The sequence below is a fragment of the Alteromonas sp. KC3 genome (genome assembly GCF_016756315.1).
Classification (GTDB): domain Bacteria; phylum Pseudomonadota; class Gammaproteobacteria; order Enterobacterales; family Alteromonadaceae; genus Alteromonas.
This window is the reverse complement of record NZ_AP024235.1, coordinates 3,497,586-3,520,751: the sequence shown is the minus strand read 5'-3', so window position 1 is coordinate 3,520,751 and position 23,166 is coordinate 3,497,586. Positions and strand designations below refer to the sequence as shown.

General features: G+C 45.6%; 14 protein-coding genes. 7 read left to right on the top strand and 7 right to left on the bottom strand.

Annotated features, from left to right (window positions below; all coding sequences use genetic code 11):
* Positions 1-5: 5 nt before the first annotated feature.
* Positions 6-4,472, bottom strand: a complete 4,467-nt coding sequence (gene gltB / locus JN178_RS15595; RefSeq protein WP_202262325.1) for a glutamate synthase large subunit — start codon at positions 4,470-4,472, stop codon at positions 6-8.
* A 620-nt stretch (positions 4,473-5,092) separates the two neighbouring features.
* Between gltB and JN178_RS15590 the strand changes: the two genes are divergently transcribed.
* The 4 genes from JN178_RS15590 to JN178_RS15575 all read left to right on the top strand — a co-directional run bounded on the left by JN178_RS15590 (position 5,093) and on the right by JN178_RS15575 (position 10,702).
* Positions 5,093-6,010 carry an N-acetylmuramoyl-L-alanine amidase gene (locus JN178_RS15590; RefSeq protein ID WP_202262324.1) on the top strand — a complete coding sequence of 306 codons (918 nt, stop codon included), beginning with the start codon at positions 5,093-5,095 and terminating at the stop codon, positions 6,008-6,010.
* Positions 6,011-6,087: 77 nt separating this feature from the next.
* Positions 6,088-8,442: an aerobic respiration two-component sensor histidine kinase ArcB gene (gene arcB, locus JN178_RS15585; RefSeq protein ID WP_202262323.1), complete on the top strand. Its 2,355-nt coding sequence runs from the start codon at positions 6,088-6,090 to the stop codon at positions 8,440-8,442.
* A gap of 98 nt (positions 8,443-8,540) precedes the next feature.
* The gene (locus JN178_RS15580) at positions 8,541-9,104 is read left to right on the top strand and encodes a PH domain-containing protein (protein WP_232369596.1); all 564 of its coding nucleotides are present in this window, start codon (positions 8,541-8,543) and stop codon (positions 9,102-9,104) included.
* Complete coding sequence (locus JN178_RS15575) at positions 9,104-10,702, top strand: PH domain-containing protein (RefSeq protein ID WP_202262322.1); 1,599 nt, start codon at positions 9,104-9,106, stop codon at positions 10,700-10,702. Before JN178_RS15580 ends, JN178_RS15575 begins: the two co-directional genes overlap by 1 nt.
* Before the next feature lie 28 nt (positions 10,703-10,730).
* On the opposite strand, the gene JN178_RS15570 is transcribed toward JN178_RS15575, so the two are convergent.
* The 6 genes from JN178_RS15570 to JN178_RS15545 form a co-directional block, all read right to left on the bottom strand.
* Complete coding sequence (locus JN178_RS15570; RefSeq protein WP_202262321.1) at positions 10,731-11,981, bottom strand: diguanylate cyclase; 1,251 nt, start codon at positions 11,979-11,981, stop codon at positions 10,731-10,733.
* A 121-nt stretch (positions 11,982-12,102) separates the two neighbouring features.
* Complete coding sequence (gene prpF / locus JN178_RS15565; protein ID WP_202262320.1) at positions 12,103-13,284, bottom strand: 2-methylaconitate cis-trans isomerase PrpF; 1,182 nt, start codon at positions 13,282-13,284, stop codon at positions 12,103-12,105.
* Positions 13,285-13,907: 623 nt separating this feature from the next.
* Positions 13,908-16,499 (bottom strand): Fe/S-dependent 2-methylisocitrate dehydratase AcnD, encoded by a 2,592-nt coding sequence (gene acnD / locus JN178_RS15560; RefSeq protein WP_202262319.1) that lies wholly within the window; start codon positions 16,497-16,499, stop codon positions 13,908-13,910.
* A 12-nt stretch (positions 16,500-16,511) separates the two neighbouring features.
* The gene (gene prpC, locus JN178_RS15555) at positions 16,512-17,636 is read right to left on the bottom strand and encodes a bifunctional 2-methylcitrate synthase/citrate synthase (RefSeq protein WP_202262318.1); all 1,125 of its coding nucleotides are present in this window, start codon (positions 17,634-17,636) and stop codon (positions 16,512-16,514) included.
* Positions 17,637-17,893: 257 nt separating this feature from the next.
* On the bottom strand, positions 17,894-18,769 hold the full coding sequence (gene prpB, locus JN178_RS15550) for a methylisocitrate lyase (protein ID WP_159626627.1): 876 nt from the start codon (positions 18,767-18,769) through the stop codon (positions 17,894-17,896).
* Positions 18,770-18,834: 65 nt separating this feature from the next.
* Positions 18,835-19,497, bottom strand: coding sequence for a GntR family transcriptional regulator (locus JN178_RS15545; RefSeq protein WP_159626629.1), 663 nt, complete (start codon positions 19,495-19,497; stop codon positions 18,835-18,837).
* Between the two features lie 712 nt (positions 19,498-20,209).
* On the opposite strand from JN178_RS15545, the gene JN178_RS15540 reads away from it, so the two are divergent.
* The 3 genes from JN178_RS15540 to JN178_RS15530 all read left to right on the top strand — a co-directional run bounded on the left by JN178_RS15540 (position 20,210) and on the right by JN178_RS15530 (position 23,164).
* Positions 20,210-22,474 carry a TonB-dependent receptor gene (locus JN178_RS15540; protein WP_202262317.1) on the top strand — a complete coding sequence of 755 codons (2,265 nt, stop codon included), beginning with the start codon at positions 20,210-20,212 and terminating at the stop codon, positions 22,472-22,474.
* Positions 22,475-22,583: 109 nt separating this feature from the next.
* Complete coding sequence (locus JN178_RS15535; protein ID WP_232369595.1) at positions 22,584-22,817, top strand: hypothetical protein; 234 nt, start codon at positions 22,584-22,586, stop codon at positions 22,815-22,817.
* A gap of 14 nt (positions 22,818-22,831) precedes the next feature.
* Positions 22,832-23,164 carry a hypothetical protein gene (locus JN178_RS15530; protein WP_159626635.1) on the top strand — a complete coding sequence of 111 codons (333 nt, stop codon included), beginning with the start codon at positions 22,832-22,834 and terminating at the stop codon, positions 23,162-23,164.
* Positions 23,165-23,166: the final 2 nt, after the last annotated feature.

The window sequence follows — 23,166 nt, the reverse complement described above, 5'->3', positions numbered from 1 at the left end:
TCCTCCTACTGAGCCTGAATGCGTAATTCAGCACTTGAACGACTGATGTGACCAAGCAAGTTTTTCACATCGCTGGTTTTGGGTTTAATCAACTTGAAGCGTTTAAGCGTGTCAGCAAAGTTTGTCAGTAGCGACAACGAATGCTCACTGCCCGTTTCTTCATAATGTTGATTAATCAAACCACGTAAGTGTTCAGCAAGAATGGCTTTATCTTCTATCGACATAATATCAACAAGCTCAGCGTTAACACGGTTATCAAGGTCGTCGTTATCATCCATTAGATACGCGAAACCACCTGTCATACCTGCGCCAAAGTTAACGCCAACCGGGCCAAGTACTGCAACGATGCCGCCTGTCATATATTCACAGCCGTTATCGCCAATACCTTCGACTACTGCGATAGCACCAGAGTTACGTACACCAAAACGTTCGCCTGCACGGCCCGCTGCAAATAGCTTACCGCCAGTGGCACCGTATAGACATGTGTTACCCATAATGGCGCTGTCGTGCGCGTCAAAGTTAATGTTGCGTGGCGGGTGAATTACTAGCTTACCGCCAGTCATACCTTTACCCACATAGTCATTTGCATCACCTTCAAGGTGCATATGCAAACCACCTGCGTTCCACACACCAAAGCTTTGGCCGGCAGTGCCGGTAAGCTCTATTTTTATCGGAGTATCTTCAAAGTCGTGGTTACCGTGGTGCTTAGCAATTTCGCCTGACAACAGAGCGCCAACCGAACGGTCAGTATTGCGTATTGGGTATCTTAGTGTAGTCGATTTACCATCGATAACGGCTTGTTGTCCGTCTTTAAGCATCTGCGCATTCAACTCGCCTTTATCTACAGGCGCGTTGGTCGTTTCTGAACAGAATAACCGCGTGTGCTCACCTGCTTGCGGCTGCACTAATAACGGTGATAAATCTAAACGGTTTTGCTTCGCGGTAATGCCGTCTAATACTTTAAGTAGTTCAGTACGGCCAACAAGATCGTCGAACTTGGCAACACCTATCGATGCCATAATTTCACGTACTTCCTGCGCGATAAACTTAAAGTAGTTCATCACCATTTCAGGAAGACCGATAAAGTGGTCGTCACGCAGTTTCTGATCTTGAGTTGCAACACCGGTCGCACAGTTGTTCAAGTGACAAATGCGAAGGTACTTACAGCCTAACGCTACCATTGGGCCAGTACCAAAACCGAAGCTTTCTGCGCCTAAAATACCCGCTTTCACTACGTCTAAGCCCGTTTTTAAACCACCGTCGGTTTGAACGCGTACTTTGTGACGCAAGCCGTTTTCGATTAGGGCCTGTTGTGTTTCAGACAAGCCTAGTTCAAAAGGACTACCTGCATATTTAACTGACGTTAGCGGGCTTGCACCTGTACCGCCGTCGTAACCTGAAATGGTAATCAGGTCGGCATAGGCCTTTGCAACACCAGTAGCAATGGTGCCTACACCTGGTTCAGATACCAATTTCACAGAGATAAGTGCAGTTGGGTTGACCTGTTTTAAATCGAAAATTAGCTGAGCTAAATCTTCAATTGAATAGATGTCATGGTGTGGTGGCGGAGAAATAAGGGTTACGCCAGGTACAGAGAAGCGCAGCTGCGCAATGTACTTGTTCACCTTATCACCCGGCAACTGACCGCCCTCACCAGGTTTTGCACCTTGCGCTACTTTAATTTGAATTACGCTAGCATTAACTAAGTAGTGTGGTGTTACGCCAAAGCGACCTGAAGCCACCTGCTTAATCTTTGAATTTTTCTCAGTACCAAAACGAGAAGGATGTTCACCACCTTCACCAGAGTTAGACTGACCACCCAAGCGGTTCATAGCAATGGCCAGCGCTTCATGCGCTTCTGGACTTAGTGCACCAATAGACATGGCTGCCGTGTCGAAACGAGGGAATAAGTTTTCCGCAGCTTCTACTTCGCTAACATCAATTGGGTCACAGTCAGGGTTTAACGCCAGCAAATCACGAATATGTGCAGGAGCGCGTTCGTTAACAAGTTTTGCATAAACCTGATAGTCGTCATAGTTACCTGACACAACCGCTTTTTGAAGTGTACTTACTACGTCTGGGTTATAGGCGTGATATTCACCGCCGTGGACGTATTTAAGAAGACCGCCGTGGTCAACTGATTTACGTTTAAGCCAAGCAACGCGATTTAGGTTAATTAAATCTTGTTGGAAATCATCGAAGCCGGCGCCTTGAATACGTGAAGTAACGCCATTAAAGCAAAGCTGCATTACTTCGTTATTAATACCAATGGCCTCAAACAGCTTAGAGCTTCTGTAGCTGGCAACGGTACTAATACCCATCTTCGACATAATTTTGTACAAACCTTTGTTGATACCTTTACGGTAGTTCAACGTGGCCTGCATTGGTGTGATATCAAGCTCGCCTTTCTCGCAAAGTTGCTCAATAGTTTCATAGGCAAGGAAAGGATAAATCGCTGTTGCACCTAAACCAATCAGCACCGCAAAGTGATGCGGATCACGTGCACTGGCGGTTTCAACAACTATGTTGGCATCGCAGCGTAGTGACTTCTCAACTAAGCGACGCTGTACAGCTCCAACTGCCATTGCCGCAGGGATAACTAAACGGTTTTGCTTGATATTTCTATCTGACAAAATAACGAACGCAGCACGTTTGTTTTTCACCAGCATTTCAACTTCATTACATACGCGTTCAATGGCTTTCTTTAAGCCTTCTTGTGGAGCATATTGAAGCTCTACTACTTCGGAGTAATAGTTGTCTGGGTTAAATTCACGTAGCTGTTTCAGGTCGGTATACATCAATATTGGCGAGTCAAACAATACGCGGTCTGCGTAGCCTGAGGTTTCGCTAAATACGTTTTGTTCACGACCAATACAGGTTGCTAACGACATAACGTGGTTTTCACGTAGTGGGTCAATTGGCGGGTTAGTTACCTGAGCAAATTGCTGACGGAAGTAGTCATACACTGTGCGCTGACGCGATGACATCACCGCCATTGGCGTGTCGTCACCCATAGAGCCTACGGCTTCTTGGCCGTCTTTTGCCAGTACCTTAACAACCTGTTGAATTTCTTCGTAGCTGTACGCGTGAAGCTTGTGATACACCGCCATGGCGTCGTCATCGAACACACGCTTACCAATAAGCGATGCATCGAGTTGTTCAATCGGTGTTAAACGACGAATGTGCTTTTCTAGCCACTCTTTATAAGGATGACGTTCTTTTAAGTCATCATCAATTTCGTTTGAGCGCCAAATTTTGCCGGTGTAAGTATCAACGGCAAGCATTTCACCAGGACCAACGCGGCCCTTTTCAATAACGTCGGCTTGCTCGTAATCCCAAATGCCCACTTCTGAGGCAAGGGTAATAAAACCATTTTTGGTAATGACGTAGCGAGCAGGGCGTAAACCATTTCTATCGAGGTTACACGCAACATGGCGGCCATTAGTCAATACGATACCGGCTGGACCATCCCACGGCTCCATGTGCATAGAGTTGAACTCATAAAATGCACGAAGGTCGTCATCCATGGTTTTGTTGTTTTGATATGCAGGTGGCACAAGCAAACGCATAGCACGGAATAAATCCATACCGCCTGCCAAGAACAGCTCTAGCATATTATCAAGAGACGACGAGTCTGAGCCTTCAGTGTTTACAAAAGGTGCTGCGTCTTTCAAATCTGGGATAAGCGGTGTAGCGAATTTTGCAGCACGTGCCATTGCCCAGTCGCGGTTTCCTTTAATGGTATTAATTTCACCATTGTGCGCAAGGAAACGGAAAGGTTGTGCCAATGGCCAGCGTGGCAATGTGTTAGTAGAAAAGCGCTGGTGGAATACACAAATAGCGCTTTGCATGCGTTCGTCAGCCAGATCGTGATAAAACGCTGGCAAGTCTTTAGGCATTACCAAGCCCTTGTAAATAGTTACAAGACCTGACAAGCAAGCAACGTAAAAATCTGGATCGGCTTCAAGGCGTTTTTCTGCTCGACGGCGGATCATATAAAGGCGACGCTCTAAGTCGCGTTTACGCCAACCCGCAGGGGCATTCACAAATACTTGTTCAATTTGCGGTACGCCCGTGAGTGCGAGTTCGCCGAGTACTGAGCGGTCGACAGGCACTTCGCGCCAACCCACTACTGATAGCGTTTCTCTTTCTAGTTCTTCATTTAGTATCTCACGCGCAGTTTGCGCAAGTACTGGGTCCTGACTTAAAAAAATCATGCCCACGCCGTATTTTTTGCTGAGTTTCCAGCCATTTTCTTCGGCGATTGCATGGAAGAACGCATCCGGTTTTTGCAGTAGTAAACCACAGCCATCACCGGTTTTCCCGTCTGCGGCGATACCGCCACGATGCTGCATACGGTCTAGGCCGTGAATTGCAGTTGTTACCAATTCATGACTGGCTTCCCCGTGGGTGTGGGCGATTAAGCCAAACCCGCAGTTGTCCCGGGAATCATTGGGATTATATAAACTCATCTCTTAACTCCTTCAACCTTTTGACTGGGCAAGGTATGCGTTGCGTGTAGATGCGCCTAGGTTTGCGTATCACAACATGGTTAGACGTCTTTTGTGCTCACACGCGTTATTGCGTGCGGCCTGCGCCTTTCTTGTCGTTTATTTATTATTAGAGGATTCCAGTCTTTCCGCATTTTTATGCATTATTGCGATGCGGGCCGTACAAAATACCCACATTAAAATCTAAAATCAAACGTAAAAAGTGTCACTGATATAGTGAATTAGTATAACTCGGTAAAAATCTATATTTTTCAGTGTCATATAGTCGTGAAATATAGTTTGTAATGGAGTTGTTATAATTTTATTAACGTCTTGATTAGTGTATCTTCAAATGATAACGGCTCTCATTTAAAAAGTGGTTGTGAATAATTATGCTTTGATTTTATTGTTTTATGTTGTCAATGGGCTAAGGAATGTATTTTTATGTAGATGTAAACATCAAGTTCCACTTGAAATTGATGTTTGCTATATTGGTTAAAAAGTGAGCTAATGTAAAGTGTGGTGATCTTAATCAAGCCAATAAATATGCACTGAATAGATGTACGCAGTGCTACTGCAAACATCTACTTAAAAGGATTTTTATGCCGACTTCATCTTTCGTACCATCAAGTACCCTCGTGATGAAATCCCATTTACTCAATGGTCCAAATGTCAGTTTCTCCCCATCGCCTAATTCTTCTGGCAGTTTTGATGAAGATTTGCCTGACACAATTGTCATTCATTTCACAGCTGGAAGTAGTTTAGCCTCTTCTGTAGATGTAATGACAAATCCTGATAGCAACGTTTCCGCCCACTTTGCGATTGGCAGAAATGGTGACATTGTCCAAATGCTGCCGACCAATAAGATTGCATGGCATGCGGGTAAAAGTAGTTACAAAGGCAGAACAAATCTCAATCGGTATTCAATAGGCATTGAGTTAGATAATGCAGGACAGTTAACGCAAAATAGTCGAGGCGAGTTTAAAACGTGGTTCGGAAAAACATGCCACCAAGATGATGTTGTTGAAGCTGTACATCGAAACCAAACGGCAAAAACCTACTGGCACAAGTTTACCGATGAGCAAATCGCGAGAACGTATGCTTTGTGTAAAGCGTTGTGTCAGCGTTATCACATAAAGGTGATTGTTGGCCACGAAGAAATCGCACCAGTAAGAAAGATTGACCCGGGTCCTGCGTTTCCCCTTGACGAATTGCGCGCGAGGTTGCTGAACATAAAAATAGAGCCTGCGAGAGAAACAAAAATATCAGCGAAAAGTGCTTTTAACAGCGCTGAACGGGAAGTTGTGAGCAAAAAGCGAGCTAGTGTGAATGCAAGCACACTAAATGTCCGCTTAGGCCCGGGTACAGACTTCGAGAAAATACAAGGTGAGGTCAACAAAGGCGATAAGCTTACCATTATCGAAAAGCAGGGAGAGTGGGCCAGAGTGTCATACACTGCTACGGGTTGGGTAAACACGCGATACATCAATGAAGTTAGTGAAAAGTTACCAAGTAAATGACGGCAATTACGTTGTACATTCCCGAAGCGCACAAAGCCTGCTAGGATAGGGGCAAAATAAGCTTAGATTAGACGTACATGCATTCAGATTCACCAAACGATTCTTGGGCAATTCGGTTTGCTCAATTTGTTCAACGTTTTGGCACATTGAAACTCAGCATTCTCTTCGTAGTGCTGTCATTGGTGTTCACGTTGGGCGGTTCATATGTTATCCGCGTGAGTATGGGAAGCCAAGTTCAGCCCGATGATTTCATAAGCGCAGTTGTGCTCACCATGCTATCCGCTCCATGGGTGCTGTATTTTTTCAGCGAGCTTATTAAGCAACTGGAAAATTCACGCACAAATTTGAAAGAAGTGGTAAGCCAACTTGAAAGTCTTCGCGAAGAAGACGTGTTCTTGAATCGAGAGCTTCAAAGCAATATTCGCCAGCTTAACCATGAAATAGAGCAGCGTAAGCAAGCACAAGAAGAGCGCGAAGCCCTGTTTAAAGACTTGGAAAAAGAAATACAAGACAAATCTGAACAGGAAGCACAAGCCAGACGTTTATCAACACTCTTGCGGTCAATTATCGATGCGTCACCGGATCTTATCTACTATCGCAATGAAGAAGGTCGCTTTGCAGGTTGTAATCGTATTGCCGAGTTGATGACAGGCAAAACGGAACAAGAGCTTCTTGGGCTAACGCCAAAAGATGTGTATGAAGAAGAACTCGCTCGTCAAATCGTTGCTAGTGACCATGAAGTTTTAGAGACAAATGCAAGTATCACCGAAGAGTTATGGCTGCGCTTTGCCGATGGGCGTCGTCGCTACTTCGAAATGAAGCGTGTGCCGTTTTTCGATAAAGAAGGTAACCGCTTAGGTTTGTTATCGTTTGGTCGAGACATGACAGAGCGCAAGCAAGCAGAAAATGCAGCAGCGAAAGCGAGTACCGACAAAACGCGTTTTATTGCAACGATTAGCCATGAGTTGCGTACGCCGCTTAACGGTATCGTTGGGCTTAGTCGTATGTTACGTGACACTGATTTAAGCGATGAGCAGTTCAGTTGGGTAAGTACAATTTATGCCAGTGCAATTACGTTAGGTAACATTTTTAACGACATTATCGACCTAGATAAACTCGACAGAGATAAATTAGAACTTAGCCTTAAAACGGTATCGCTTAAAGATTTTACGGAAGAGCTAAGCAGTATTATTCGCTTACTTGCTGCGGATAAACAGTTAGAACTGAAAACGACAATCAACGAGCCGTTGCCACGCTTGGTTGAAATTGACGGTACACGCTTACGCCAAATTTTGTGGAACATATTGTTCAATGCGGTCAAGTTCACGCAAAAGGGGCACGTAAGTTTGTCGGTGTCATCGACGAAACCTGACGGTGATAAGGCGTATGTTACCTTCATTATTGAAGATACCGGCGTGGGTATTCCAGAGAGCGAAATAGAGAAGATTTTCGCCATGTATTACCAAGTCGATCATCCAGATCATCAGTCAGCCACAGGTACCGGCATTGGACTTGCTATTTGTAAGCAAATGGTCGACTTGATGAAAGGCGAAATCCACGTTTCAAGCCAAGTGGGCAAGGGAACTCGATTTGAAATTGTACTACCCGTGCAAATTTCAAATAGCCCGATGAAAGTCGCGCAGCTAGAAGTGACTGGTCTTAATATCCTACTGGTAGAAGATATCGAGCTTAACGTTATGGTAGCGAAGGCCTTGCTTGAAAAGCTAGGTCAAAGAGTGGATGTCGCTATGACAGGGCAAGAAGCCATTGATAAAGCACGCGCCAATCAATATGACTTAATCCTACTTGATATTCAGTTGCCTGATATGACAGGTTTTGACGTTGCCAGTACGCTCATTGAGGAAGACTTGGTCATGCAAACTCCCATTGTGGCGTTAACCGCAAATGTCATTAAAAAGCGTGATGAGTATTTAGAAAACGGTATGGATGATGTCATCGCCAAGCCTATCAAAAAGTCTCGTGTGATCGAGGTGTTTAATGAACTGTTTCATGCGCCACCGGCGCCTCTTGAAGTTGACGGTGAAGTAGAACGTCCTGAGCCGAATAAAACATTAAGTAACATTTTAGATATGGACTTACTACAGATGTTGGTTGATACCATAGGCGACGAAATGGTGCGTGCTAGCGTGAAAGTATTCCAAGAGAAAATGCCAGAGTATATGGAAATACTGCAGTTGAGCTTAAGTGCTGATGAAAAATCAGAAGTATGTTCTCAGGCACATAAAATAAAAGGTGCAGCAGGCTCTGTAGGTTTGGCACGTGTGCAGCGTATAGCAAACCAAATTCAGCAAGGCGATCACCCTACATGGTGGGAGAACGTGCATGACTGGGTTGAAGAGCTTCAGATGGCGGTTCAACACGATATGAAAGCACTTCACGACTGGTTGAATGAACAACAAGTTGACGATTAAAACAGGCCTATAATTAAAATAACGAGACTATTCGTTCATTTAAAAAGGGGCTTTTGCCCCTTTTTTAGTGGCGGCGAAAAAGCATAAGGAAGATGAGTATGATGAACCAAGTAGATTTGCAGCCTGATAATGTTCAATTTTCAAATCAGCAAGTGCGTTACGATGAGTTACCACATTTAGACGCGCTAGTGCTCGAGCCTATTAGCCCCAAGTATCGAATGCTCAACCTCGTGTTTGTAACACTCCTAGCGCTTATTTTGATTGGGGTTGTGTCCGTTTTACGGTTTAACCCCTTTTTCGATTTGCCTGAAGATTTAGTTTACGCTTATCCCTTTATTGTTGGGGTTATTAGCACATTGGGACTTGTTTGGTTTATTTACCACTGGTTTGCCGACACCAAAATTATGTACGCCGTGCGAGAGCAAGATATAAGCAAACAGTCTGGTTTAGTGTTCAGAGGACTTTCTTGTCAGCCAATTTTACGAGTACAGCATGTTGAAGTAAAAAGAGGTCCATTCGATAGATGGGCGGGGCTGGCGAAACTGCAAGTTTTCTCTGCAGGTGGCGAAATGCATACCTTCGAAATACCGGGTCTTCCCCTTGAGCGCGCACAACGAATTCGCCAATATATCCTCGATCATAAAGATGTGAGTGCACGCTAATGTCAGAGCAAACCACGTCTATGCCACAAGAGGCAACACCGACAAAAGTTGAAACCGGTGATGATTGGAGAAGGCTGTCACCCATTGCCATTGTTTACTTTACGGTGCGCAATATTATCAATACTGCACAAGGACTGGTCTATGCCATCCCTGCAATTGCGGTGAGTCTTAATATCTTCGAAAACCTCAACTCTCCGGAAGCCCATATCGGTATTGCCGCTGTCATTATTCTTACCACATTAAGCGGCGTTGTAAGTTTCTTGATGTATAAGTTTAGGGTTCATAATCAGCATGTAGAAATTCATACGGGTGTGTTTCAACGCCGTTATACCAATTTGCCGCTATGGCGCATTCAGAACGTTAAAATAGAGTTGCCCTTTTATTATCGGCCATTTGGATATGCGTTAGTTGTGTTAGACACGGCAGGTAGCGGAAAAGAGGAAGCTAAAATTGTCGCAGTGCCGCTAGACTATGCCCATGCACTCAAAAAACGCGTGTTATTTGAGAAAGCCCACCGCGATGATTCCGCCAATACTTCATCGACGGATATGAATGATACCGTGGATGAGACAGCGGCTTCGCAGCAAGACGCCTCTGAAGAAATTCTTAATACTCGCTCAGTAGGTGACATTGTGATCCACGGCATCACCAACAACAGAGTGTGGATCATATTGGGAGCGGCAGCGCCGTTTTACGATGACGTTATAGGATTTGTATCTGAGTGGCTTGCTGAAAAAGGGCTGCAACTCAACCAGTTAGTAGGTGAACAAGCGATAGCGTGGTGGCAGTTTAGTTTGTACGCATTTGTCATTATTATGATGGTGATGGCTGCAATGGCTTTACTTAGCGTAGGCGGGGCACTATTTACGTTTTATGGGTATACACTCTCTCGGGCTGGCGACAGGTATATTCGAAGAAGCGGACTCCTTAATAAGCTAGAAGTCAGCATGCGTGCGTCGCGTATTCAAATGATAACTGCAAAACAGGACTGGCTAGATAAAGTCCTCAAGCGGGTAAATTTGTACTTCGAGCAAAACACAACGGCAAGCCAACAAGTGCAAGAGTTAATGTCGCCTAACAAGCTTATTGTGCCTTCTGTAACCGAGTCGGAAGCCTTAGCCTTAAGTCGTGAAGTTATGCCAGGGTGTGATCTTCATCATCAAACTTATCAAACCATTAGCAAGCGCTTTATACTCCATTGGTTAGCGGTTGCCTGGACGGTACCTTTCTTATTCGCACTTTGTGTGGGCATTATTAGTGATCATCTAGATATTATCTTGTTGTCTTTAAGTGGGTTTACTGCCGTTGGTCTACTATTGACTCTACGCTGGTGGCGCTGGGGTATTGCGTTTGATAAAAACTACGTTTACGTCAGACGCGGCCGAATAGGGGTAGACTATTTGTGTTTTGAGCCCTACAAAGTGCAACAAGTTATGGTAAAACAAAGTGTATTTATGAAGCGAAGAGGGCTCGCTACGTTAAAAGTTGTCCTTGCTTCCGGTGCGGTGACCGTTCCTTTTCTACCTGAAACCTATGTGCATGAACTTGCAGATAGTATTTTACATGAGGTGGAATCGACTAGGCGTTCGTGGATGTAGAAAAGCATCAATGCGCAGGGCTAGTTCGTTAGGCCTGCGCTTTTGTTTCATCCCGGGTGACAATACGATCCTTACCACTGTGCTTAGCCTGATAAAGTCGTGCATCTGCAACGTCCAGTTGCGATTCAAGACAATCGAACTCTTCTGCACACACGCCAATACTACATGTAATATTAAATTTATGATTGGTAAACTGTGTGGTACGAACCGCATTCATAAATTGCGATAGCGCTGCTAAATAGGCTTTCGGCGGTCTTAAAGAAACAACCGTGAATTCCTCTCCGCCATAGCGCACAATAAGGTCATCTGGGAAATATTCTTGCAATAATGCAGCGAACTCCTGTAGCAACATATCACCGGTTTTGTGGCCCAGGGTATCGTTTACGTTTTTGAAGTTGTCAGCATCTATCATCGACACAATAACCTGATTGCGCGACGCTTTGTTGGCATACAATTCTTCAGCAACTTCGTAAAGGTAGCGGCGGTTGTAGACTTTTGTAAGCGGATCTAAATTGGCAGAATCTCTAATGGTTTGGATCATTTCTTGAGACTCTAAGTTTTGCATTACACGGCAATAAAACTCTTCGTGATAAAACGGCTTCGAAAGGAAATCGTTTGCTCCGCTTTTTATAAATTTGGAGGTGAGCACGCTGTCGCCAGTCGCAGAAAGCCCGATGAAAACTAAGTCTTGCATGCGCTTTTCGTGACGAATAGCCTTAACAAGTTCATATCCGTCCATGTTGGGCATTCTATGATCGGAAATTACCATCTTTATATCGCGATGTTGTTCAAGTACTCCAAGTGCTTCTATACCATCAGAGGCTTCGTGGACTTGGAATTTAAATTTCTTCAATAACGAACAGATGTGGTTGCGACTGGTTTTCGAGTCTTCAACCACTAACACGCGAGTTGTGAGGTTCTTACGTAAGCGATCGATAAGCTTCGATACTTGTAAATAAGAGTACCGAGATTCTTTAGTGATATAGTCTAATACGCCCTGATCAAGCAGTTGGGCACGAGTAAATTCATCAAAATTACCAGTAAGTACAATGGTAGGGAGGTTGTATGACAGCGCCAACTCTACACTTTCGCCATTCGGTGCATCGGGCAAATTCAAGTCGACTATCGCTGCAAGGTAATCTGAATTGTTAGCAAGCGCAGTGCTGGCCTCAGCTAAATCTTCACAAAGATCGCAAGTAAAATGAGGGTTATCCTCAATAAGTTTATTAACGATCTTTCGGACAGTCGCGCTATCCTCAACAACAAGAACTTTGTACATGTGAACCACTCGTAACGCTTATGCAATTATCATAACCAATAAATTTAAAAAAAGCCCTTCAAATAAGAGCTTTTCATACGAATGTCTATGGGATTGCATACGTAAAAGTGTTGTTCTGTGATCAGCTTTGTTCCTCTGGAACACGAACAAACCCTTCCATTAATACACGGGCGCTGCGGCTCATAACTGCCTGATCAATAGACCACTTATCGTCATTGAAAGACGCCTTAGCACCCACTCGCAATGTGCCAGAAGGGTGTCCAAATGTCACAGAATCCCTATCTTCGCCACCTGCCGCTAAGTTCACTAAGGTTCCCGGAATAGCTGCTGCCGCAGCAATGGCAACAGCAGCCGTACCCATCATGGCGTGATGCAGTTTGCCCATAGACAATGCACGTACTAATACATCAATATCAGACCCCAGCACATCTTTGCCACTTGATGCTTTATACGCTTTAGGGGGAGCAACAAACGCTACCTTGGGAGTATGTTGACGACTAGCAGCTTCACCAATATCTTTAATCAATCCCATTTGCACTGCACCATGGGCACGAATGGCTTCAAATTTATTAAGCGCCTCGTTATCGCCATTGATGTCATCTTGAAGCTCTGTTCCCACATACCCAATATCTTCAGCGTTAATAAATATAGTAGGAATACCAGCATTTATCATTGTGGCTTGCAGCGAGCCTACACCTGGGACATCAAGCGTATCGATCAAACGTCCTGTGGGGAAAATAGCGCCTTCGCCATCTGCAGGGTCAACAAAAGCGACTTCGACTTCCGCGGCAGGGAAGGTAACGCCGTCTAGTTCAAAATCGCCGGTTTCCTGCACTTCGCCATTTGTGATGGGCACCTTAGCGATAATGGCTTTATTGATATTGGCTTGCCAAATATTTACTGTAGCAATGCCGTTATCGGGTATTTTAGCCTTGTCGACAAGACCATTACTGATAGCAAACGCACCAACGGCCGCGGTTAAGTTGCCGCAGTTTCCGCTCCAGTCAACAAAGGGCTTGTCGATAGCGACTTGACCAAACAAATAATCAACGTCGTAGCCTTCACGTTCACTTCTACTCAGTATAACTGTTTTACTGGTACTAGAGGTTGCACCGCCCATACCGTCGGTTTGTTTTCCGTAAGGATCGGGGCTACCAATTACGCGTAACAGCAATGCATCGCGAGCAGGACCTGGCTTTTGTGCGGCTTCTGGCAAATCAGTTAAGTTAAAAAACACACCCTTACTGGTACCGCCACGCATGTAGGTAGCCGGTACTCGAAGTTGTGGCGCATACTTTGTCATGTTTTTTCCTTTCGTCGGTATGAGTGCATTGAGGCACAGTTGAAACACGCCGTAAATACATCCTTGTAGGCTCTCGGGGCGCGTCCATGCGCCCCGAAGGTTTCAACTGTGCCTCAACGCACTCTTAAACTAAAAACCATTTTATCTGGAGAGAAGTAAGGTTGTTCGCGATTTGAAACACGCTGTGAACACGTCCGTGTGCGCTCCCCAGCCGCATCCTTGCGGCTGGAGGGTTTCAAATCACAAACAGCTTCCACCCAAAAGTAATAAACTCTTTCGAGAGGGGAGGTCTATGCCCCGAAGGTTTCAACCGTGCCTCAACGCCATATAAAATAAAAACCACTTTATCTGGAGAGAAGTAAGGTTGTTCGTGATTTGAAACACGCTGTGAACACATCCGTGTGCGCTCCCCAGCCGCATCCTTGCGGCTGGAAGGTTTCAAATCGAAACCAACCTCCTTCCCCAAAAATAGTAAACCCTGCTAACAGAAGTTAGCTGATTTAGGGAGTACTGAGTCGGTTACGGGACCCTCAATTCGCATGGATGCGAATTGGGAGCCTACATGGATGTATTCACGGCGTGTCCCGTAACCGGCTCAGTTCTTCCCTGCTGAGCTGACGGAATCAGCTAGCTTCAGCCTCTAAGAAGTCCTTGGCGAAGCGTTGTAATACGCCGCCTGCGCTGTAAATAGAGACTTCTTCTGCAGTATCTAAACGACAGGTTACTGGCACTTCTAGCTGCTCACCGTTTTGACGGTTTACTACTAGCGTAAGCGTTGCACCGGGTGACGGTTCGCCACTAACGTCGTACGTTTCTGTGCCATCTAGCTCAAGGGTTTTACGTGTTGTGCCTGGTTTAAACTCAAGCGGTAGCACGCCCATTCCAATAAGGTTGGTGCGGTGAATACGCTCGAAGCCTTCTGCCACAATTACTTCAACACCGGCAAGACGTACGCCTTTAGCTGCCCAGTCGCGTGACGAGCCCTGACCGTAGTCGGCGCCAGCAACAATGATTAGCGGTTGTCTGCGGTTCATGTAGGTTTCAATCGCTTCCCACATGCGCATTACTTGGCCTTCTGGCTCAACGCGGGCAAGTGAACCTTGCTTCACTTCACCGTTCTCTAGCACCATCTCGTTGAACACTTTCGGGTTAGCAAGGGTAGCGCGTTGTGCGGTTAAGTGATCACCACGGTGTGTGGCGTACGAGTTAAAGTCTTCTTCAGGCAAGCCCATTTTGTGAAGGTATTCACCCGCTGCACTGCTGGCTAGAATAGCGTTTGAAGGCGACAAGTGATCGGTAGTGATGTTGTCACCTAAGATTGCCAGCGGACGCATACCTTTCATGGTGCGCTCGGCATCCATTGCGCCTTCCCAATAGGGCGGACGACGAATGTAGGTGCTCATTTCACGCCAGTCATAAAGCGGGTTAATGTCTTTGCCGTAGTCAACGCTTAAGTCGAACATAGGTTCATACACTTTTCTGAAATGCTCTGGCTTCACTGACTTCGCTACAATGGCATCAATTTCTTCGTCGCTTGGCCAAATGTCTTTAAGCGTTACGGGGTTGCCGTCTTTGTCAGTGCCTAAAACGTCTTTTTCAATATCAAAGCGAATAGTACCGGCAATAGCGTACGCTACGACTAGTGGCGGCGATGCCAAGAATGCTTGTTTAGCATAAGGGTGAATACGGCCGTCGAAGTTACGGTTACCCGACAACACTGCTGTAGAGTAAAGGTCGCGGTCGATAATTTCTTGCTGAATTTTAGGGTCTAGCGCGCCGCTCATGCCGTTACAGGTAGTACAGGCAAATGCTACTACGCCAAAGCCTAAATCTTCCAACTCGCTCATTAGGTTAGCTTCTTCAAGATAAAGCTTAACGGCTTTAGAGCCTGGGGCTAACGAGCTTTTTACCCATGGCTTACGGGTTAAACCGCGCTGGTTTGCGTTGCGTGCAAGCAGACCTGCCGCAATAACATTGCGCGGGTTAGATGTATTGGTACAACTTGTGATAGCCGCGATAATAACCGCGCCATCAGGCATTTTGCCTTCTTCTTCTGTCCATTTGGCAGCAATGCCGCGGCTTTCTAAGTCGCTGGTAGGTAAGCGAGCGTGAGGGTTAGAAGGGCCTGCCATATTGCGGCCAACTGCAGAAAGGTCGAACGTAAGTACGCGCTCGTATTCGGCAGTTGTTAAGTCATCTGCCCACAAACCAGTGTGCTTGGCGTATTGTTCTACCAATGCAATTTGCTTTTCTTCACGCCCTGTCAGGCGCAAATAATCAATAGTTTGCTGGTCAATATAGAACATGGCTGCAGTGGCGCCGTATTCCGGTGTCATGTTCGAAATAGTAGCACGGTCGCCCAGCGTAAGATGCGATGCACCTTCGCCGTAGAATTCCAAATACGCTGATACCACACGCTCTTTACGTAAGAATTCGGTTAGCGCTAACACGATATCAGTTGCGGTAATGCCTGGCTGTGGTTTGCCGGTAAGTTCAACACCTACAATGTCAGGCAAACGCATGTAAGACGCACGGCCTAGCATAACGCTTTCGGCCTCAAGGCCGCCAACGCCTACGGCAATTACACCAAGCGCATCAACATGTGGCGTGTGACTGTCGGTACCTACCAGAGTGTCAGGGAAGGCTACGCCATCACGGGCTTGAATAACGGGTGACATACGCTCCAAGTTGATTTGGTGCATAATGCCGTTACCCGGCGGGATAACATCCACGTTTTTAAACGCGGTTTTTGTCCAGTTGATAAAATGAAAACGGTCGTCGTTACGTCTGTCTTCAATAGCGCGGTTTTTCTCAAATGCGTCTTTTTCGAAACCAGCATGTTCAACCGCTAGCGAGTGATCCACAATCAGCTGCGTTGGTACTACTGGGTTAACCTTGGCCGGATCGCCGCCTTTTGCTGCAATTGCATCGCGAAGACCTGCTAAGTCTACCAGTGCTGTTTGGCCTAAGATATCGTGGCACACCACGCGAGCAGGAAACCACGGAAAGTCCAAGTCGCGCTTGCGATAAATAAGCTGTTTAAGCGAGTCAGTGAGCATCTCAGGTGCGCATTTGCGCACCAAGTTTTCAGCTAGTACACGCGACGTGTAAGGTAGTTTGGCATAGGCGCCTGGTTCAATAGCATCTACCGCTTCACGAGTATCGAAAAAATCGATACCTGCGTTAGGAAGCGGTTTACGGTAATCAATATTCATAAAACCCCAACCTTAAGCGCGTTCGCTAATAGCTGGCACTGGGCGTAATTCTTCGCCTGTGTATTCTGCTGATGGACGAATAATACGGTTGTCAGCGCGCTGTTCCATAACGTGTGCCGCCCAACCGGTTAGACGAGACATTACGAAGATTGGCGTAAATAGCGGCGTAGGAATTCCCATAAAGTTGTACGCAGACGCGTGGAAGAAATCGGCGTTACAGAAAAGCTTCTTCTCGCGCCACATCACTTCTTCACAGCGAACTGACACAGGATAAAGCACGTCGTCGCCCACATCGGCAGCTAGCTTCTCAGACCATTGTTTAATGATCTCGTTACGCGGGTCAGACTCAGAGTAAATTGCGTGACCAAAGCCCATGATCTTCTCTTTGCGCTCAAGCATGCCCATCATTTTTTCTTCAGCATCATCAGGTGAAGTGAAGCCTTCAATCATTTCCATAGCGGCTTCGTTAGCGCCACCGTGAAGTGGACCACGCAGTGAACCGATAGCACCGGTTACACAAGAATGCATATCAGATAAGGTTGAAGCACAAACACGTGCAGTGAAGGTAGACGCGTTAAACTCATGCTCTGCATACAGAATTAGCGATACATGCATAACTTGCTCATGCAGATCACGAGGCTTTTCGCCATGAAGCATATGAAGGAAATGACCACCAATTGAGTCGTCATCGGTTTCAACGTCTACGCGCACGCCATCGTGCGAGAAGCGGTACCAGTAACAAATGATGCTTGGGAAACATGCCAACATACGGTCTGTCACGTCTTGCTGCTCATCGAAGCTGGTTTCCATTTCAAGGTTACCTAGCATTGAGCAACCTGTGCGAAGTACGTCCATTGGGTGGGCATTTTTCGGAATACGTTCTAATACTTCTTTCAGTGCTGTTGGAAGACCACGCATGCCGCGAAGCTTAGTTTTATAAGCGTCTAGCTCAGACTGGTTAGGTAGCTTGCCCTTTAGAATAAGGTACGCTACTTCTTCAAATTGACAGTTTTGCGCTAAGTCTTTTACGTCGTAACCGCGATACGTTAAACCTGAACCTGATTTACCCACGGTTGATAATGCTGTTTTACCTGCAACTTGGCCGCGTAAACCCGCGCCACTTAACTGTTTAGCCATCTTGTTGTCTCCGGTCTTGTGTAATTTGTAAGGTACTTAAAAACTTCATTTAAAAATAAAAAGCGAAATACTCAGCTTCGAGTGGGGTGCGAGGCACCGAGAGAGTGGGGGCGGTGCGTAGGGCGTTACCCCTCCGAGGCATGGATGCCGAGGCGGAGCCCCCATGGATGGGTTCATGGCGTGGTAACGCCCTGCGTATCGCTCCCGGTCCAATGGTGCCTCGCACCCCACTCGTTCGCAGCTGGGTCGTATTGGTTCTAATTTTTGCCTTGGGCGAATAGGGCATCTAACTTTTGCTCGTATTCGTGGTAGCCAAGATAATCGTACAATTCCATACGTGTTTGCATGCTGTCGACAACGGCTTTTTGGTCACCGTTTTCAAGTATAGATTTGTACACCATTTCTGCTGCTTTATTCATGGCGCGGAATGCACTTAATGGGTAAAGCACCATGTCTGCTCCCCATTCGCCAAGCTCTTCTTTGTTCCATAGTTCGGTTTTGCCGAACTCAGTAATGTTGGCAAGGATAGGTACGTCTAATGCTTCTGAGAATGCGCGGTAGTGCTCTTCAGTTTGAACTGCTTCTGCAAATATGCCGTCAGCACCTGCTGCTACGTAGGCTTTTGCGCGCTCAATGGCCTTATCTAGGCCTTCCTGCGCGAACGCGTCAGTGCGGGCCATGATGAAAAAGTCGGGGTCGGTTCTGGCATCAACTGCGGCTTTAATACGGTCCACCATTTCTTCTGTACTAACAATTTCTTTGTTTGGGCGGTGACCACAGCGCTTTTGGGCAACTTGGTCTTCCATATGAACCGCTGCTGCGCCTGCTTTTTCCATGTCGCGAATGGTTTTAGCAATGTTAAATGCGCCGCCCCAACCTGTGTCGATGTCTACCATAAGCGGAAGGTCACATGCGCTCGTTATACGCTGTACGTCTGCAATTACGTCGTTTAGTGACGTCATGCCCAAATCAGGTAGGCCGTATGATGCATTGGCTACGCCGCCACCGGATAAGTAAATAGCTTGGTGGCCAATGGCCTTTGCCATCATGGCGGTGTAGGCATTAATGGTACCTACAATTTGTAGAGGTTTATTGTTCTCTAACGCGGTTCTGAATTTCTTTCCTGCACTCATGATTGTCACTCACTTATTTGAAAGTAGGGTAGAGGTGAATTGAATACAAAGAAGTCTCTAAGGTGTTAGTCATGATTGAGCTTCTTCTCGATATTATTTTTTGAATAAAGAATATGGCGTCGCATTAACATTTCCGCCAGTTCTTCGTCGCGATTGGCAATGGCGTTAACAATGTGTCTGTGCTCGTCAAACGCGGTGCTGACTCGAGGACCTGCCATACCAAGCTGCACGCGATACATGCGCACAAGATGATAGAGTCCGTCGATAAGCACACTTATTAGATGATCGTTTTTACTGCCCGTTACAATGCGGTAGTGAAAGTCTACGTCGCCAGCTTCTTGGTAGTAGCTATGACTGTCTTTTACCTTGTCAAAGTGGCTGTCGAGTAACGATTGCATATCTGCAATTTCTTCGTCAGTCATATACCTGGCGGCTAATCGCGCGGCCATGCCTTCTAGTGCTTCGCGCACTTGATATAGCTGAATAAGACCTTCGGGAGATAGTGCGACCACGCGGGCACCTACGTTGGCTTTACGCTCAACCAGATGACAGGTAGCAAGCCGGTTAATGGCTTCACGGATGACAGCACGACTGACTTCGTACTTTGTCGACAATTCTGTTTCACTGAGTTTGCTGCCAGCAGCAATAACACCCTCAACAATATCCTTTCTCAATTTGAAGAAGGTTTTGTCTGCATTCGTTATTGCTTGTTCGGTAATTTTGATCACGGTTCTAAATTTTCTTGCTAGAATGTCGACAATATAGCCTCTTAAAACTCAATTTTCAATATTTGAGGGTTTTATTGTCGACAAAATTGGGGCGAGGGCAGTTTATATGATAAACAGCTGCCTCGTTAAACTTACTTAGCTTAAACTTGCCTAGAACGAGCAAAAAATTAGGTCGAAAAGGTCAGCATGTTCTACTATTTGCAGTTGTAGATACGAGTAAATAGGTGTCGTAATTTTGCCCAATTGGTCAGCACGAAAGCGCTGAGTGATATTAGAGAGGTTGATACCGATTTTTTTGGGTATCAGTATGAAAAATATAGCTTTATATTATTTTTGTGAGTGTTGTTAGTGAAATGTAAAATTTAACCAATTAGTCTAATTTTGAAAGAATAGTTTAGTAAAAATGTAATATTTCACTTTCCAATATAGAAACATGTCGGTATCATACCGTTCCAGTCTTCAAGCCTAAACTCTTTCACTGAGATACTGAGGGCTGGTAAAGGTAACTTCCACTTTTAAAGCGAAGTATTATTGAAAGTAAGTCTGTAATTTTTCATTGCAACTTACTTTTTTATTGCCCGAAATCAGCACTAAGCACTTTGCTGCTCCTCTTACTATCCCCTCGAGTTTGGGTTGCAAAAGTTCCACAGAAGAACTTGAAGCAATTGATAAATAGATTAAATACCTAACACTCAAGCAAAGGGGTTACACCATGAAAACCAATACTGACGTGTCTAAGACACTCGCCAGTAAGCTTTCGCCTGTCGCACTTGCAGTAGCGATGACCGTTCCAGCTCTTACGAATGTTGCCGTAGCGCAAGAAGCAGAAGCGACAGAAGAGCAAAAGTTCGAAGCCATTACCGTTACCGCTACTAAGCGTCCCCAAGTTATTTATGAAGTACCGATTGCCTTGAGTGCATTCGACGGTGACAAATTAGCTGAACAAGGCATCACTGATCTAACTGACGTAGGTAAGTTTGTACCAAACCTAAACGTAACCGGTTTCTCTGCTGGTCACACATCGTCAGTTAACCCGTTTATTCGTGGTATCGGTCTTCAAGACCACCTTATTACCACTGATCCAGGTGTAAGCGTTTATGTTGATGGTGTTTACCTAGGTCGCCAAGTTGGTCAAAACTGGAGCCTTAACAACATCGAGCGTATCGAAGTACTTCGTGGTCCACAGGGCACACTATACGGTCGTAACTCTATCGGTGGTGCAATTAACATCATCACTAAAGAACCTGATCAAGGCGACGTAACTAAGATCAACACTGAGTTTGGTACTCGTGGTCGCGTAAAAGCAGATCTTTTTGTTAACCACGGTTTGTCAGATGAGTTAGCGTTCAACATGAACCTGTCGTTTAACAAGCGCGACGGCCTTGGCGAGTTCATCAATGTACCTAACGCTGAATATGATGTGGGTGAAACAGAAGATATTTCTGGTCGTGTGTCAGTTAAGTGGGAGCCTTCAAACGACTTCCGTATGGTACTAACTGCTGATGCAAACAATGGTGACGGCGGTCTTCGCCCGTATACTGTACTTATTGATGAAGTAAGCTCTGCGCGTTACTTCGGTGGTGGTAACGGTTTAGGTGTAGAACTTCGCAACTCTGACGTTATCCCAGAAGGTTATGACCGTTATGACAATGCAACAGGTACTGCTGCAGTAACGTCTGTATCAAATGAAGCTCGTGGCCTTTCACTTACTACTGAGTGGGATATCAACGAAGATTACACAGCGAAAGTTGTAGCAAGCCAACGTACCTCTAAGTACAAAGCGGGTCTTGATGATGACGGTACGGTTTTCTCGCTTGATCAATTCCCAGAGCGCGGAGAAGCAGATCAAACTTCTGTTGAACTTCAGCTTAACGGTTACATTAACGAGTACACTGACTTCGTAGCTGGTCTTTACTACTTCAACGAAGAAGGTAGCAACCGTCAAGGTGACGACTCAAACTTCGACGGTGGTCCAAACCTTTTAGCACTCGACCAAGAAACAACATCGAAAGCCGCTTATGTTAACGTTCGTCATGACATTAACGACGAGTTGAGCATCTCTGGTGGTCTTCGTTATACCAAAGATGAGAAAGACGCGTCAGCAAACGTATTTGGCCCACTAGGTACTATTTTCGATTCAAACGATTGGGACGAAGTAACGTGGGAAATTGCCACAAACTACACGTTTGAAAATGGTTTGACAGGTTACGCAACGATTCAGTCTGGTTATCAGTCAGGTCAATACCCTGCGCGCCCTTACTGCCTAATTGGCCAGTTCTTTGGTGCTGGTGGTTTTGATGACATCGAAGGCGCTCAAGCGGCGGTTCGTGCAAACAACTGTTTTACAGCATCAGATAACATTACTGCGACTAACTACGAAGTGGGTATTAAAGGTCGTGTAAACGAATATTTCGATATGAGTATCGCGGTATTCAACACTGAGTTTGAAGACCTACCTTATCAGGTAAGCCGTGTAAGTGAAGGTGGTTTTGATACTGCTAACCTAGTTGTTGAACAAACTTCTCGTGGTATTGAAGCTGACGCTACGTTTAGCTACGGCAACTTTAGCGTGATGACCAGCATTGGTTATATGGACGTAGACGTTGAAGAGCAGGCTGGTTTTAGCCCTGTTGCCCCACTTACGCCAGACCTAACACTTGCCATTGGTCCTCAATACACCTTTGAACTTGATGGCGGCGACTCAATTCGCGTGCGCGCTGACTACTCTTATCGTTCAGAAATGTACGGTGAGCCAACATCTGCGCCAGAGCGTATGACCGAGCTTGATAGCCGTGAACTTGTTAACTTTGATATCGCGTACACGCCAGCAAACGATGCATACACCGTAGCGCTTTACGGCCGTAACATCTTTGATGAGCGTTATGACAATGCGCGTTTGAATACAGGTGATTACATCCTTCAAATTCTAAGCAACGATGCAAGTGAATTTGGTGTGAGATTCTCTACTGAGTTCTAAGAGATAGATAATTGAGCAAAGCCGGTTTTAAACCGGCTTTTTTTTGCTTGTTTTCTAGCACTATTTAGCATAGTTTTAAATTCCTAGAAGATTAATTCAGGGAGTGAGTATGCGCGTAATAGCAGGGTTACTATTGATAATAGGACTTGTTGGCTGCACGCATACTGACCAGTCGAACACCGCGCGACAAACGGTCGAAAGAACTGAATTTGGTAGCGTATGCCGCTTTAGTGGAAGCGGAGAGCATGGCTCATGCCCGTTGGCAGGCAGCGACATGGTAGGGGCGTCGTGCTCATGCCCATCTCCGTTTGGCCAAATGATGGGTACGGTGTCGAAAAACTAATATGGAGCAGTAACATGGGACTGTTGACGGGTTTCAAAAAATCGAGCCTTGAAAAAAAGTTTAGAAAAAGTGATTGGGTGATTATCCAGTCAATCCCTTTCGCGCAATTTGAACAGCTTATCGTTGATTACGTCGACAGTGGGTGGGAAATTGAAGACGATTATGTTCGTCTACAAGAAGATACACCCAAATGGGAGTGTATACTAAAAAAAGGGACGAGCATTCTGACATGCATTTGGACAATGAAAGCGCATGGCCAGGTATACGGTCCATCCAGAGTGTTAAATGGATTGGCAGAAAAACTTAATATGAAACCTACAACCACTATTTCTCAGCCTTGGTTTTAGTA

Coding starts and splice junctions, on each gene's coding strand:
- gltB (WP_202262325.1), bottom strand. CDS start 4,472: ATGAGTTTATATAATCCCAATGATTCCCGGGACAACTGCGGGTTTGGC.
- JN178_RS15590 (WP_202262324.1), top strand. CDS start 5,093: ATGCCGACTTCATCTTTCGTACCATCAAGTACCCTCGTGATGAAATCC.
- arcB (WP_202262323.1), top strand. CDS start 6,088: ATGCATTCAGATTCACCAAACGATTCTTGGGCAATTCGGTTTGCTCAA.
- JN178_RS15580 (WP_232369596.1), top strand. CDS start 8,541: ATGATGAACCAAGTAGATTTGCAGCCTGATAATGTTCAATTTTCAAAT.
- JN178_RS15575 (WP_202262322.1), top strand. CDS start 9,104: ATGTCAGAGCAAACCACGTCTATGCCACAAGAGGCAACACCGACAAAA.
- JN178_RS15570 (WP_202262321.1), bottom strand. CDS start 11,981: ATGTACAAAGTTCTTGTTGTTGAGGATAGCGCGACTGTCCGAAAGATC.
- prpF (WP_202262320.1), bottom strand. CDS start 13,284: ATGACAAAGTATGCGCCACAACTTCGAGTACCGGCTACCTACATGCGT.
- acnD (WP_202262319.1), bottom strand. CDS start 16,499: ATGAATATTGATTACCGTAAACCGCTTCCTAACGCAGGTATCGATTTT.
- prpC (WP_202262318.1), bottom strand. CDS start 17,636: ATGGCTAAACAGTTAAGTGGCGCGGGTTTACGCGGCCAAGTTGCAGGT.
- prpB (WP_159626627.1), bottom strand. CDS start 18,769: ATGAGTGCAGGAAAGAAATTCAGAACCGCGTTAGAGAACAATAAACCT.
- JN178_RS15540 (WP_202262317.1), top strand. CDS start 20,210: ATGAAAACCAATACTGACGTGTCTAAGACACTCGCCAGTAAGCTTTCG.
- JN178_RS15535 (WP_232369595.1), top strand. CDS start 22,584: ATGCGCGTAATAGCAGGGTTACTATTGATAATAGGACTTGTTGGCTGC.
- JN178_RS15530 (WP_159626635.1), top strand. CDS start 22,832: ATGGGACTGTTGACGGGTTTCAAAAAATCGAGCCTTGAAAAAAAGTTT.